This window comes from Rhodococcus sp. S3 (genome assembly GCF_058211795.1).
Genome location: NZ_CM177074.1, coordinates 4,681,051 through 4,694,898, shown reverse-complemented (window position 1 = coordinate 4,694,898; position 13,848 = coordinate 4,681,051). Strand labels below are relative to the sequence as shown.

The following is a 13,848-nucleotide window of genomic DNA, read 5'->3' as shown; positions in this document are numbered from 1 at the left end:
CCCCCGATTCACCCTCGAATTCACCCGTATCGAGAGCGATCCCCGCGAGAACCGCCACTACCGTGGTAGTGGCGGGACTCCGCCGCTACCCCCGACGCGCGGCGGGGTCCCCCATTTCGTTCGTGGGCCCGTCGCTTTCGCCCGCATGCTCGGAGCTGCCGGAGGATTCGCCCGTATCGTCACGATCGTCCTCACCGGCGTCCACGCTGTCGTTCGAACGAACCGTGTCGGTCGCGACCGCAGAATCCCGAACCTGCTGTCGCGACGGCCGCCAGGGCAGACGCACGGGTGCGTCCGCGGCCCGGTGGAAACCGACACGGTCGTAGATCCACGTCACCAGGGCGCCGACGACGAGACCGAACACGACGCCGACGATCGTCATCGTCACGCCGTGGCCGAGCCCGGCGTCGGGTCGTCCGTCGAAGTAGAGGATGGACCGCACCGCGAGATAGATCTGGTGCATCGGCTCGAAGGTCGACAACCATTCGAACATCCGCGGGGTGGCCTCGATCGGAATGGTGCCACCGGACGACGGCAGGCCGAGCACGATGAACACGATCAGGTTCACCAGCAGGCCCGCCGCGCCGAAGATCGACATCACCGCGAGGGACGTGATGCCCACGGCCGAGATCGCGAGCGCCCCGTACTCCCACAGCAGCAGCGCGCGCGGCGCCGGCATGCCGAGTGCGGTGGCGATCCACACATACAACGCCGAGACGATCAACGACATGACCACCGTGATGCCCCACTTGAGTGCCAGCACCTGCAGGCGCGACATCCGGGTGGTCTCCCGCGCGATGTAGAGGGGGCCGTATTCGGTGGGCACGAAACCGAGGGCGCTGTCGACGACCGCGTTGATGATCGTGGCGCCGGTGAAGCCGGCCAGGATCAGCAGCAGGGTGTAGAAGAAGGCGGACAGGCCGGCGCCCGTCCCGTCGGGCAGCGGCTTGTGCTCGACGGTGAGTGCATCGATCGGCTGGGTCAGGACGAGGCTGGATGCTCCGGACAATTGCAGGTCGGGTGCCGACTCTGCGAGCGTCGCGGTGACGGTCTCGGTCAGCTGCTGCCCGACCGTGTCGTTCACCTGGGTCAGCGCGCGGTCGCCGATCGTCGTGACGATGCCCGTCGCGAACGCGCCCGTCCGGGGATTCGTGTAGAGGGTGATGATCGGCTTCTCGATGTCACCGGGAACGACCGAGGCCTGCGCGAGGATCGAGATGCGTTTGGTGAAGTCGCTCGGGATGACGATCGCGCCGTACAGGCTGCCGTCGTCGAGGCCCTGGTTGGCGGCCGAGATTCCCATCCGTCGGAGGTCGATCTCCTCGGGATCGATGCCGTCGAGGATGCCCTCGGTGATCTGGTCGCCGAAGTTCTGTCGCTCGTCCGATCCGGGCAGCACATCGCCGACGTCCTGATTGACGATGGCCATCGGGAACTGTCTCAGGTTCTCGCTCGGATCGAGGAGTGCGCCGAGATAGAAGTAGGCCAGGGCACTCATCATCGCTGCGACGACAGCGAAGGGCGCGAGCCAGAAGCGCGGGCTGCGAAGGGTGCCGTGGTGCGGATCGGTGGTCGACTGGGTTGAACTCACCTGTCGATTGTGCACACAGGTGTGTGCTGTCGGAGGTGTCGAGTGCTCGAATGCACGCGAAGTCGGGCTACGTGATCTGTCACTCCGACCCTGCTCATTCCGACATCGGTCACCGGAGCAACTCGCCGAGAGCCGACGCCGCAGAGACCACGGCTGCCGCAAGGTGGGCTTCATCGGTGGCGTCGAAGACCGAGACGCCTATCGCCGCCTGTGTACCCCCGGGACGCGTCGGCACTGCTGCCGAGATTCCGATAGTGGTCGATACGACCTCGCCGGTAGAGACTGCATAGCCTGTCTGCCGCGCTCGGGTCACTTCCGGGCGCTCGTCGGGGCGTGGCGGCATGGATCCGAGGATTGCCAGACCGGCCGAGCCTCGATCCAGCGGATGGACCTGGCCCGGGCGGAAGGCGATGTGGACATCGGATCGCCGGGGTTCGATCACCATGATCGCGCGCACCATGGTGTCGGATTCGCGGACGACGAGGTGGGCGGTGGCCTCGACGCTGTCGGCGAGGTCCTCGAGGATGGGGCGGGCCAGAGTCCGTAGGTCCTGCTCGACGGATTCGGCGAGTGTCACCAGGCCGGTGCCCAGTGAGATGCGCTTGTGATCGTCGCGGCGGCACAGTCGGTGCGCCTCGAGTGTCCGGACGAGTCGGTGGGCGACCGTGCGGTGTACGTCGAGGCTCTCGGCGATCTCGCTGACCGACAGGCCGTGAGGGTTCCGCGCGAGCAGTTCCAGGATCTCGAGACCGTTGTGGAGCGTCTTGGACATGCCGGCATCCGGCTCGATCCGCGGCAGATTCAGATCCCCCGTTTGTGCAGGTACATCCCGCATTTGTGTCATGACCCCCGTTACCTCCCTTGACGTCTGTGAACTGTAACACCTAGCATTTCCGTTAATCGCACACTGAGTGCGATTATCGCACACACGACGGATGGTTTTCGTACGACATGACACGGACCGACTACGTGGACGCGGCGGTTCTCGCCCACATCCACCAGCTCTACGGCCGGCAGAGCCACCTCATCGACGAGGGCTCTGCGCGCGAGTGGGCCGAGACGTTCACCGCCGACGGCGAGTTCTGCTCGCCCAGCTACCCCGCCCCCGTGGCAGGAACCGACGACCTCGCGGCTTTCGCCGAGCGTTTCCACGCCGGCGCGCAGGCTGCAGGGGAAGTGCATCGGCACGTCGTCACGAATCTGGCCGTCTACCGCGTCGACGACGACACCCTTCGTGTGCGGGCCTATCTGCAGATCGTGGCCACCGTTCGTGGCGGCGGATCCAGGCTCGTCCGGTTCACCACCATCGACGACCGCGTCGTGCGCACCGGCGGCGAATGGCGCATAGCCCGCCGCGTCGTCTCCCGCGACGACAGCTGACCGTCGCATCTCTTTCCTATTCGTTCCACATTTTCGGAGGAATCACCCATGACCGTTGACGCCCAGAACCCGGGCCGTACCGTCACCACCCAGATCGTCGCCCTCTACCCGGAGATGGCCGGCAAGGTTGCCGTCGTCACCGGCGCGGCCCGCGGAATGGGTGCCCAGTTCGCGCGCGGTCTGGCCACGCGCGGCGTGCACGTGGTCGGCGGCGACATCAACGACGTGCAGATGAAGGAGACCGCGGAGCAGATCAACACCGATCTCGCCGTCGAAGCCCTCGTCGAGACGCCCGGCACGGTGATCGGAGCACGTGTCGACGTGACCGATCCGGCGGAGCACGAGGCGCTCGCGCAGGTCGCGCTGCAGGAGTTCGGTCGCATCGACTTCTGGATCAACAACGCCGGCATCTTCCCGTTCGCCCTCGCCGAGGAGATCTCGAAGGACCAGATCGCGGCGACCCTGGACGTCAACGTCGAAGGCGTGCTCTTCGGTTCGCAGGCCGCGGCGCGGCACATGGAGCCCGGTAGCGCGATCGTGAACATGTCGTCGGTCTCGGCGCTGCGTGTGCGCAAGGGCCGCGGTGCATACTGCGCCTCCAAGGCCGCCGTCGCCCATCTGAACGAATCGCTGGCAGTCGAGTTCGGCGACAAGGGAATCCGTGTCAACTCGATCGCTCCGGGTTATATCGATACCGAGATGACCCGGTGGGTCCAGGAGGACCCGGCCGCACTGAAGCACGCGCTCGACGTCGTCCCGCTGCACCGGCTCGGTGCCCCCGAGGAGGTCTTCGGACCGTTGCTGTTCCTGCTCTCCGACAGCGCCCGCTACGTCACCGGACATTCGATCGCCGTCGACGGTGGATCGCGTCATGTCTGACAGCGTCGTCGAATCCGTGTCGTACCCCTCGGTCGTGCTCGTCACGGGCGCGGCCGGGGGAATGGGCGCCAATCATGCCCGTGCGCTTGCTGCGCGGGGAACGCATGTGTGCCTTGCGGATATCCACGACCCGTCCGAGGTCGTCGAACAGATCGAGGCGGCCGGTGGTTCCGCATCGGCGCATACGCTCGACGTGTCCGACGCCGCGGCATGGGAGCGAGTCGTCGACGAGATCCGCTCCCAGCGAGGTGAACTCGGCGGACTCGTCAACAACGCCGGCATCTCCCGACGTCTCGAATTCATGGACACCCCGGACGACGTCTGGGAGAAGACCATGCGGATCAACCTGTTCGGCCCGTTCTACGGGATGAAGGCGGTGGCTCCGCTCATGCGCGACAGCGGTGGCGGCTCGATCGTCAACATCTCGTCGATCTCGGGGCAGATCGGCTACTTCTCTCCGGCCTATTCGTCGAGCAAGTGGGGTCTGCGGGGCCTGTCCAAATCGGCGGCGGGGAACTTCGCGCGCTGGGGTATCCGCGTCAATTCGGTTCATCCCGGCCTCGTGGGCACGGCCCTGCTCGGCGGCGCCGACGCGTTCGTCGGTGCCGCATTGAACAGCGTTCCGGCCGGCCGGATGGCCACCGTCGACGAGATCACCGACGCTGTGCTCTTCCTGCTGTCGGATCGTTCGAGCTACATGACCGGCAGCGAAGTGACCGTCGACGGCGGCATGACGTCCAACGGCCTCTATCACCGCATCATCGCGGAGACGGGAGATCAACTCTCATGAATGACGACATCATCGACGTCGTGGTGATCGGTGGTGGCGGTGCCGGTCTCGCGGCCGCAGTGTCCGCTGCCGAATCCGGCGCGAGCGTCCTGCTGTTCGAATCCGAAACCGAACTGGGTGGGTCGACGCAACTCTCCGCGGGACTGTTCACTGCGGCAGGCACCAGTGTGCAGCGCGGTCTCGGTATCGAGGACTCCGCCGAGAAGTTCTTCCAGCACTACATGGATCTGAACCACTGGGTCCTCACACCCGGGTTGGTCCGTGCGTTCTGCGAGAACGCGGGCCCCACCCTCGAGTGGCTGATCGGTCTCGGTGTGGAGATCCCCGCCCGGGAATCGTCGAACGCGCACATGCCCGGTCTGTGCCAGGCCGGCGTCGAAGACGTGTGGCGCGGGCACGTGCCGAAGGACCAGGGTTACGGACTCGTGCAGACCCTCGACCGTGCACGTCGCGCACACGGTGTGGAAGCCGTGCTCGGCACCCGGGTCCAGCGGCTGCTCGTCGAGGACGGACGTGTGGTCGGTGTCGTCGCCGACGACATCGAGGTCCGTGCCCATGCCGTCGTGGTCGCGTCCGGTGGCTTCGCGCAGAACCGCGACCTGCTCGAGCAGTACTACCCGTATCCGCTCGGAGCAGGCGAGTCGCTCTTCGTCGTCGCCGCCCCGGGTAGCCGTGGCGACCACTTCCGCTTCGGCGAACAGGTGGACTCGGCCATCGCCGGCAAGGACTGGGGGCTGACCATGCCCACCGCCTACTTCCAGCGTTACCACCACTGGCAGGCAGGCTTCCCGCCCAAGTCGCGGGTGTATGTGAACAAGTCCGGTCGGCGGTTCATGGACGAGGACGCCTCGTACGCGGTCTCCGGTGGTCTCATGGATCGTCAGGACGGGTCGGTGTGGGCGATCTTCGACGAGAAGGCGCGCACCGGGCTGCCCGGCGGTTACACCGACTGGGACGCTGACCGGATCGCAGAGGAAGCCGACGCCGGTCGTACCCTGCGTGCCGACAACCTCCCCGAACTCGCCGACCTCATCGGCGTACCGGTCGATGCGTTGGTCGCCACCATCGACCGTTGGAACACCCAGCTGCCCAATGGGATCGATCCCGACTTCCTGCGGCATCGCACCCTCGCCAACAAGGGATCGACCTCGAACCCCGACCCCATCGCGGAGGGACCGTTCTACGCGGCACGTATGCTGCCCGCCGAACTGGTCTGCACCCACGCCGGGCTCGAGATCAACCCGAACGCGGAAGTTCTCGACACCATCGGGAACGTCGTACCCGGCCTGTACGCGGCCGGAGAAGCGGGCGCCGGCATCCTCGGCCTCCGCTATGTGGGCGGCGGCAACGCCGTCGCCAACGCATTGACCATGGGCCGCATCGCCGGCCTCAACGCGGCCCGGTCGGCTGCATCCGGCGCCGCTCCACGCACCGCACTCGGCGTTGCCGGCGTGTAGCGCCTCCTCCACTCACATTCGAAAAGGACACGAACATGCTCGGATCGGACGCGGTATCCCCCGCAGTGAGTCCACCCCAGGTCGGCACTCCGCAGCCGAAGCAGTCGACGGCGAAGGTCATTCGTGCTGCCGTCGTGGGCACCATCGTGGAGTACTACGACTTCGGTATCTACGGCTACATGGCGACGATGGTCGCCACCCTGTTCTTCGTCTCGCAGGACGAGACGGCTGCTCTGCTGGGTACGTTCGCGGCCTTCGCCGTGGCGTTCTTCCTCCGGGTGCCCGGCGGTATCTTCTTCGGGCACATCGGTGACAAGTACGGCCGGAAGAACGCACTGTCGTGGACGATTCTGCTCATGGTCGTGGCGACCGCGGCCATGGGTCTGATGCCCACCTACGCAACTCTCGGCGTGTGGGCGACGGTTCTGCTCGTGCTCGCCCGCTGCCTGCAGGGCTTCGCGGCCGGCGGTGAACTCGGCGGCGCGAACGCATTCGTCTCCGAATCCGCACCGGCACGCTGGCGCGCGACGCAGACGTCCATGGTCAACTCGGGTACCTACCTGGGGTCGTTGGTGGCGTCTCTCGTGGCGCTCGGCATCACGTCCACCTTCTCGGAGGAGCAGATCCTCGAATGGGCATGGCGTGTTCCGTTCCTGCTCAGCGTGGTCATCGGCGTGATCGGCGTCTGGATCCGTAACCACCTCGAGGACACCCCGCAGTTCGAGGAACTCGCCGACAAGGGTGAGACGAAGAAGCTGCCCATCGCCGAGCTGCTGAAGACATCGGGCGGAAGCGTCGTCAAGATCATCCTGCTCGGTGCGCTCATCATCGGTGGCTACTACATCGCCTCCGTGTATGCCGCGACTTATCTGCAGACCACGGGTGGGCTGTCGGCCTCCGTCGCGTTCCTGTCGACCTGTCTCGCTCTCGTACTCGGTGTGATCACGCTGCCCATCGCCGGTTATCTCGCCGACAAGTACGGACGCAAGCCGGTGCTGTTCGCCGGTAGCGCCGCATCCGCGATCGTCGGTGTTCCGATGTTCATGCTGATGTCCGGCGGAACCGTCTGGCAGGCCGTCGTCGGCCAGTCCGTGCTGTTCATCTGCGTGTCGGTGGTCAACGGCGCCTCCTTCGTCACCTACGTCGAGATGCTCAAGGCGTCCGTGCGATACAGCGGTATCGCTCTCGGGAACAACGTGACGAACATGTGCCTCGGCGGCACCGCACCGTTCATCGCGACGTGGCTGATCGACGTCACGGGGAACTCGCTGGCACCGGCCGGGTACTTCGTGTTCTGTGCGCTGCTCACCCTCGGTGCGGTCTTCTTCATCGAGGAGACGAAGGGCATCGAACTCCGCACCGACTAGTCCTGTGGTGCAGCCGGAATTGTCGGAACCCGTCGGGGGCCGACAATTCCGGCATTCCCATATCCGGACCGCCCGGTCCGTGTTTCGATGTCCAGGGGACACGGGTCCCGGAGACACGGCCGGAGGGGAACGATGGCGAACGGATTTCGACGGGTACTGCGGGCCGGAGCGGTCGCCGCAGTGACAGGAGGCATCGTCCTCGGCGGCGCCGGCATCGCGTCGGCGCAGGACGAGTGGCCGGTCCAGCAACCGAACAGTCCGATCTCCGTGTCGGATGTGGACCCCGCCAACTGGCTCACCCCGGACGAACTCGCCTATTGGAATCCGCTGGTGAACGAGCCGCGGCTGACCTCGCCCTTCGGCACGAACACCCGCATCGTGTGTCAGGGCTTCCACGGCGTGACGACCGATTGCTGGCAGGCCGACCTCGAAGGCCGTCCACACAAGCTTCAGCGTCTGCCCGCGAACCTGCCCAACGTGACGGGGTCGAGTGCACCCGGCGGAGGTGTCGGGCACTTCGTGTATCCGCTCTTCTGAACCCAAGATAGTAAATGGATGAATTATCCCGGATCTGCGGTACTGTGACCGCATGTCCGGACCCCGCGACCTCGACTACTGGTCCTTCGTCGAACTCGCGCAGGAGCGTCTGAACAGCAAGTTCGGCGAACATCACCGCAGTGCGACCGAAGTCCTGCTCACCCTCAATCGGGCCTCGGATATCGTCACCTACGACCTCGAGGCCGCGGTCCACCGTCCGCGTGGCCGGTCGTGGTCGGCCTATCGGCTCATGTTCGTCATCTGGCTCGCGGGCCCGATCGAGCCGAACGTCGCCGCGCGGCTCACCGGGATGAGCCGCGCCGCCGTCTCGAACCTCGCGAAACCGCTGGTCGAAGCGGGAATTCTGGAGAAGACGCCGGTCAGCCACGACGCACGTTCGGTGCAGCTGTCGCTCACCGAAGCGGGGGAGAAGGAGATCCGCGACAGCTTCCGCGCGCAGAACGAGCGCGAGGAGGCCTGGGTGGAGGTGCTCACCCCCACCGAGCAGCAGATCCTCGTGATGCTCCTGAACAAGCTGATCACCAACCGCAGCCAGTTCGACGTGCGCGGACGCAACTGACACAGCCTCGTGACCACTCTGTGGTTGCGCTCACGCCCTCCGGTTAGTTAATGTGTTTACTAATTCCAGGCGAGCGACCTTCCCTCGCACGCCCGAGATCCGCGAGGAGTCAGATCATGGCGTTCTACCGACAGCTCGGCGTCATCCCACCGAAGCGTCACACCCAGCACCGTGACGAGAACGGCAACCTGTACTACGAAGAGCTCATGGGCGAGGAGGGCTTCTCGTCCGACTCGGCGCTGCTCTACCACCGGTACATCCCGTCGGCGATCGTCGACGCCACCGAGTGGAAGCTGCCCGATCAGACCACCACGCCCAACCACCCGCTCAAGCCGCGACACCTGAAGCTGCACGATCTGTTCCCCGAGACGATCTGGGCCGAGACGGACGTCGTGACCGGTCGTCGTCTGGTCCTGGGCAACGCCGACGTCCGCATCTCGTACATCGTGTCGTCCAAGCCCTCGCCGCTGTATCGCAACGTCGTCGGCGACGAGATGGTCTACGTCGAGTCCGGTGAGGCCACCGTCGAGACGGTCTTCGGTCCGCTCGAGGCGAAGGCCGGCGACTACGTGCTGCTGCCGATGGCCACCACCCACCGCTGGGTGCCCAAGGGCGACGCACCGTTGCGCGCCTACACGATCGAGGCCAACAGCCACATCGTGCCGCCGAAGCGCTACCTGTCGAAGTTCGGGCAGTTCCTCGAGCACGCGCCGTTCTGCGAGCGCGACCTGCACGGCCCGACCGAACTCATGCAGGTCGAGGAGGAGAACGTCGAGGTGCTCGTCAAGCACCGCACCTCGCACGGCGTCGTCGGCACCCGCTACCTGATGCCGCACCACCCCTTCGACGTGGTCGGCTGGGACGGCTGCCTGTACCCGTACACCTTCTCGATCCACGACTACGAGCCCATCACCGGCCGTGTCCACCAGCCGCCGCCGGCGCACCAGGCGTTCGAGGGCAACAACTTCGTCATCTGCAACTTCGTGCCCCGCAAGGTGGACTACCACCCGCTGGCCGTGCCGGTGCCGTACTACCACTCGAACGTCGACTCCGACGAGGTCATGTTCTATTGCGGCGGCGATTACGAGGCCCGCAAGGGATCGGGTATCGGCCAGGGGTCGATCTCGGTGCACCCCGGTGGTCACGCGCACGGTCCGCAGCCGGGTGCCTACGAGCGCAGCATCGGTGTGGAGTTCTTCGACGAGCTCGCCGTCATGGTCGACACCTTCCGTCCGCTCGAACTCGGTGAGGGTGCGCTCGCGTGCGAGGACGCCGCCTACGCCGGCAGCTGGAACCGCAATGCAGGAGCAGCCAAGTGACTTTCGGACCTCTTCTGACCGGACTGTGCGACGACGCTGCGCTGTTCCCTCCGGGCAACGCCCCGCTGCCCGTCGCCGTCCCCGCCCACGCCGGGCACCGCTCGTCCGCGCACGCACCGCTCGTCGGAGCGTTCGTCTTCCCGGCGGGTCGCCTCGGTGAACTCGCGGATCATCTCGCGCAGCACCCGTATCCCGGTGAGCTGGCCCTGAGCCTGACCGCACCGACCGGCGCCGCAGCTGTCCGGCCCGCACTCGAACAGGTCGACGCGATGGACTCGGTGTCCGTGGTGGCACTCGAGATCGCGGTCCCCGCAGAGCAATCCGTCGACGAGCTGTTCGCAGCACTCGGCGAGATCTCCACGGACCGCCCGGATGTCGATGTCTTCGTGGAGGTTCCGCGCGACGAGCGTCGCGCCGAGATCCTCGCCCGCATGGTCGGTACGCCCTACGCGGCCAAGTTCCGCACCGGCGGCATCGTCGCCGAGGCCTATCCCGACGAAGCCGAACTCGCCGCGGCTGTCGGCACGGTCGTCACCACGGGTGTTCCGTTCAAGGCGACCGCCGGTCTGCACCATGCGGTGCGCAACACCGACCCGAAGACCGGCTTCGAGCAGCACGGGTTCGTGAACCTGCTGGCCGCGGTGGACGCGGTGCTGTCCGGAGCAGACACCGACGAGGTCGCCTCCGTGCTCGCCGAGCGCGACGGGGCAGTGCTCTCCGCGCGCCTCGGCGCCCTGTCCGACGACCGGGCCGCAGAGGTCCGGCGCCGTTTCCTGTCGTACGGCACCTGCAGCATCGCCGAACCGCTCGAGGATCTGCTCGGCCTCGGTCTGGTGCCGTCGACCGTTTCCCCGATCACCGAAGGAACGAACGCATGACCACCATCGCCATTCCGGAGGGTTCGCTCTTCGGTCTCGACAACCTGCCGTACGGCATCTTCTCCACGGCCGACAGCGAACCCCGTGTCGGTGTCCGCGTCGGAGATTCGGTCCTCGACCTGAGCCGTGTCTTCGAGGACGACGTCGTCTTCGCCGAGCCGTCGCTCAACGCGTTCATGGCCCAGGGCCGCACCCGATGGGACGAAGTCCGCGCTGCGATCAAGGAACTCGTCGCCGGTGATGTCGCCGACGAGGCCGTCTTCGCCGTCGCCGACGTGACGATGCACCTGCCCATCGAGGTCGCCGACTACGTCGACTTCTACGCGTCGGAGAACCACGCGTCGAACCTCGGCCGGTTGTTCCGCCCGCAGAATCCCGACCCGCTGATGCCGAACTGGAAGCACCTGCCCGTCGGCTACCACGGCCGGTCGAGCACCGTCGTGACCTCGGGTGTCGACATCGTGCGGCCGTGCGGACAGCGCAAGGGCCCCAACGATGCTGCGCCGGTCTTCGGGCCGTCGATCCGCCTCGACATCGAGGCCGAGATGGGCTTCATCGTCGGTGTCGGCTCCCCGATGGGTTCGCAGATCACTCCCGACGAGTTCGCCGACCACTGCTTCGGTGCCGTCATCCTCAACGACTGGTCGGCCCGCGACATCCAGGCGTGGGAGTACGTGCCGCTGGGCCCGAACCTCGGAAAGTCCTTCGCGACGTCGATCTCGCCGTGGGTCGTTCCGCTCGCCGCACTCGAGGCCGCCCGCATCGACACCCCGGTGCAGGACCCGGAGCCGCTGCCGTACCTGAAGGGCACCGAGAAGTGGGGCCTGGACATCGATCTCGAGGTCGAGTGGAACGGGCACGTCGTGTCGCGCCCGCCGTACGCGCAGATGTACTGGTCGCCGGCGCAGATGCTCGCCCACACCTCCGTCAACGGTGCCGCGACCCGCACCGGTGATCTGTTCGGTTCCGGCACCATCTCGGGCCCGGAGAAGGACCAACGCGGCGCCTTCATCGAACTCACCTGGGGCGGAGCAGAACCCGTGCAGGTCGGCGACGCGACGCGCACCTTCATCGAGGACGGCGACGAGATCGCCATCTCGGCCACCGCGCCCGGCCCGAACGGGACCCGCATCGGCTTCGGTGAGGTCCGCACCCGCATTCTTCCCGCGATCGGGGAATAGAAGAAACAGGTCCGTGCGTCAGCCGGAGCGCCACCGGCCGGACCGTCGGCGATGCCCGGAACCCACGAGGTTCCGGGCATCGCCGTTTCTCGGTTCGGTCAGTCGACCGAAAGAATGTCGCCCACAGAGCAATCCAGTACGCGGCACAGGGCGGTGAGGGTCGAGAAGCGGATCGCGCGGGCGCGTCCGTTCTTGAGTACCGACAGGTTCACCACGCTGACGCCGACCTTCTCGGCCAACTCGGTGAGCGTCATGCCCCGGTCGGCCAGCAGCTCGTCGAGATGACACCGGACGGCATGCTCGGTTTCCGGAGGCATCAGACGAGTCCTTCGTTGTCGCGCGCCATGCGGCTGCCGATCCGCAGCACCACGCCCACGGCCGAGATCACCATGCAGAAGACATAGGCGTACCAGAACTCCGGTCCGAGAGGCGCGTTCGAGAGGACGTAATTCATGTCCACGTCACGGATCAGCATGTTGGTGCCCAGCGTGCGGGGGATCATCGGGACGATGATGGTCGCGATCGCCACGATGGAAGTGATCCACACGAGCCGGATGACACCACGGTCGAACAGTCGGCCCCGGACGAATCGCACGACGATCCAGCTCAGCAGGGCCAGGGCTGTCAGGTAACCGAACGTCTGTACCGCCTCCCCGGCGCGTATGAGGCCGACGCTGACGGGGGAGAGGGTGTCGGTCGGAACGTCGATCACCGTCGTCGAGGTGGTCTGGAGGTCGACGCCGTTCGGGGTGGACAGCACCGGCGCCGCTGCCGCGTCGTCGAACCGGACCCGCGCGGTCACGACGCCGTCGCCGAGGGAGCTCGCGAGGTCGCGGACATAGGTGAAGAGCACGATCAGCGACGTCAGCGCGAAGACGGTGAGGGACGCCCACAGATCGGTGCGGTCCTTCTTCGACGTCTCGGTGGGGGAGAGTGTGTCGGGTTCGGCGCCCGGGCCCTGGGGGCGGTCGGTGTCGTGGGTGGAATTCATGGTCGTCTCCGAACTCGCCGGACGGCGGGTTTATCGATTGTCGATACCATCGATAATCGTTATACCTATCGACAAACGATATGTCCAGAGGTGGCGGGTTCCCGCCGGTCCTGGTCGGAGCGGATCAGGGTAGGCGACGCTCGATCGCGTCCCGCGCTGCCAGCGCCTTCGCGCCGTAGTCGGGGAAGAGGTCGGGCGTCAGTCGCGAGGCCGGGCCCGAGATGCTGAAGCAACCGCGCACGGTGCCGCCGCGCCCACGTAGCGCGACGGCGACGGCGGCGATGCCGTCGTGCAGCCCCTGTTCGGTCACGGCGTACCCGCGGGCGCGGATCTCGGCGATCTCCTCGCGCAGCGCCACCGGGTCGGTGACGGTGTGCTCGGTCAGCGAAGGAAGTTCGGTCGCGAGAAAGTCCTCGATCCGCGCGTCGGGCAGCGACGCGAGATAGGCCTTGCCGGTGGACGCGGCATGCAGGGGGAGGCGCGTGCCGAGCGCAAGGAAGGCGCGGAGTTGATGGGCACTGTCGAGTCGCTCGATCAGGACCAGTTCGTTGCCGTCCGGCACGGCGAGATGGATCGTCTCACCCGTCTCCGCCTGCAGGCGGTTCAGTTCGGGGAGTGCGACCTCGCGCAGGTCGTCGCCGGACGACATCGCGCTGCCCAGGCTGAACGCGCGGCCGGTGATGACCCACTGCCCGGCATTCGCCGTCGAGGGGCATATCCAGCCGGCCTCGGCGAGAGTCTTCAGGCACCGCTGCACGGTGCTCTTGGGGACGTCGAGACGTTTGCTCAACTCCGAGAGCCCGACTGGTTGCGTGGTCGCGACCTCCTCGAACACGCGGAGTGCGGTGAGAACGCTGTTCATCGGAACCTTTCGCGCATCGTTGACGGCAGGCGTCAC

15 protein-coding genes are annotated in these 13,848 nt (G+C 66.5%); 10 read left to right on the top strand and 5 right to left on the bottom strand.

What is annotated here, in order from left to right; translation table 11 throughout:
- Positions 1–85 precede the first annotated feature (85 nt).
- The gene (locus AC0LPE_RS21670) at positions 86–1,591 is read right to left on the bottom strand and encodes a YhgE/Pip domain-containing protein (protein ID WP_006554660.1); all 1,506 of its coding nucleotides are present in this window, start codon (positions 1,589–1,591) and stop codon (positions 86–88) included.
- 109 nt (positions 1,592–1,700) lie between these two features.
- Entirely contained in the window at positions 1,701–2,363 is a 663-nt protein-coding gene (locus AC0LPE_RS21665) for an IclR family transcriptional regulator (RefSeq protein ID WP_172414985.1), read from the bottom strand.
- A 179-nt stretch (positions 2,364–2,542) separates the two neighbouring features.
- Between AC0LPE_RS21665 and AC0LPE_RS21660 the strand changes: the two genes are divergently transcribed.
- The 10 genes from AC0LPE_RS21660 to fahA all read left to right on the top strand — a co-directional run bounded on the left by AC0LPE_RS21660 (position 2,543) and on the right by fahA (position 11,959).
- Positions 2,543–2,971: a nuclear transport factor 2 family protein gene (locus tag AC0LPE_RS21660; protein WP_016692518.1), complete on the top strand. Its 429-nt coding sequence runs from the start codon at positions 2,543–2,545 to the stop codon at positions 2,969–2,971.
- Positions 2,972–3,019: 48 nt separating this feature from the next.
- Positions 3,020–3,850, top strand: a complete 831-nt coding sequence (locus tag AC0LPE_RS21655) for an SDR family NAD(P)-dependent oxidoreductase (protein WP_490605206.1) — start codon at positions 3,020–3,022, stop codon at positions 3,848–3,850.
- Positions 3,843–4,640 (top strand): SDR family NAD(P)-dependent oxidoreductase, encoded by a 798-nt coding sequence (locus AC0LPE_RS21650; RefSeq protein WP_026061203.1) that lies wholly within the window; start codon positions 3,843–3,845, stop codon positions 4,638–4,640. Before AC0LPE_RS21655 ends, AC0LPE_RS21650 begins: the two co-directional genes overlap by 8 nt.
- Positions 4,637–6,097 (top strand): FAD-dependent oxidoreductase, encoded by a 1,461-nt coding sequence (locus AC0LPE_RS21645; protein ID WP_490605205.1) that lies wholly within the window; start codon positions 4,637–4,639, stop codon positions 6,095–6,097. Before AC0LPE_RS21650 ends, AC0LPE_RS21645 begins: the two co-directional genes overlap by 4 nt.
- Before the next feature lie 35 nt (positions 6,098–6,132).
- Entirely contained in the window at positions 6,133–7,464 is a 1,332-nt protein-coding gene (locus AC0LPE_RS21640) for an MFS transporter (RefSeq protein WP_490605204.1), read from the top strand.
- 132 nt (positions 7,465–7,596) lie between these two features.
- Entirely contained in the window at positions 7,597–8,001 is a 405-nt protein-coding gene (locus tag AC0LPE_RS21635; RefSeq protein WP_145690707.1) for a hypothetical protein, read from the top strand.
- Between the two features lie 52 nt (positions 8,002–8,053).
- On the top strand, positions 8,054–8,581 hold the full coding sequence (locus AC0LPE_RS21630; protein ID WP_016692512.1) for a MarR family winged helix-turn-helix transcriptional regulator: 528 nt from the start codon (positions 8,054–8,056) through the stop codon (positions 8,579–8,581).
- 116 nt (positions 8,582–8,697) lie between these two features.
- Positions 8,698–9,900, top strand: coding sequence for a homogentisate 1,2-dioxygenase (locus AC0LPE_RS21625; RefSeq protein ID WP_490605203.1), 1,203 nt, complete (start codon positions 8,698–8,700; stop codon positions 9,898–9,900).
- Positions 9,897–10,778, top strand: coding sequence for a hypothetical protein (locus AC0LPE_RS21620; RefSeq protein ID WP_230824990.1), 882 nt, complete (start codon positions 9,897–9,899; stop codon positions 10,776–10,778). The genes AC0LPE_RS21625 and AC0LPE_RS21620 overlap by 4 nt, the downstream gene beginning before the upstream one ends.
- Positions 10,775–11,959 (top strand): fumarylacetoacetase, encoded by a 1,185-nt coding sequence (gene fahA / locus AC0LPE_RS21615; protein WP_490605202.1) that lies wholly within the window; start codon positions 10,775–10,777, stop codon positions 11,957–11,959. The genes AC0LPE_RS21620 and fahA overlap by 4 nt, the downstream gene beginning before the upstream one ends.
- Positions 11,960–12,057: 98 nt before the next feature.
- Here fahA and AC0LPE_RS21610 read toward each other — a convergent pair whose 3' ends face one another.
- The 3 genes from AC0LPE_RS21610 to AC0LPE_RS21600 form a co-directional block, all read right to left on the bottom strand.
- Positions 12,058–12,276, bottom strand: a complete 219-nt coding sequence (locus AC0LPE_RS21610) for a helix-turn-helix domain-containing protein (protein WP_016932798.1) — start codon at positions 12,274–12,276, stop codon at positions 12,058–12,060.
- The gene (locus AC0LPE_RS21605) at positions 12,276–12,950 is read right to left on the bottom strand and encodes a hypothetical protein (protein WP_443209345.1); all 675 of its coding nucleotides are present in this window, start codon (positions 12,948–12,950) and stop codon (positions 12,276–12,278) included. The genes AC0LPE_RS21610 and AC0LPE_RS21605 overlap by 1 nt, the downstream gene beginning before the upstream one ends.
- Positions 12,951–13,074: 124 nt before the next feature.
- A complete protein-coding gene (locus AC0LPE_RS21600; RefSeq protein WP_490605201.1) occupies positions 13,075–13,812 on the bottom strand; it encodes an IclR family transcriptional regulator in 738 nt (245 codons plus the stop codon).
- Between the last annotated feature and the right edge of the window lie 36 nt (positions 13,813–13,848).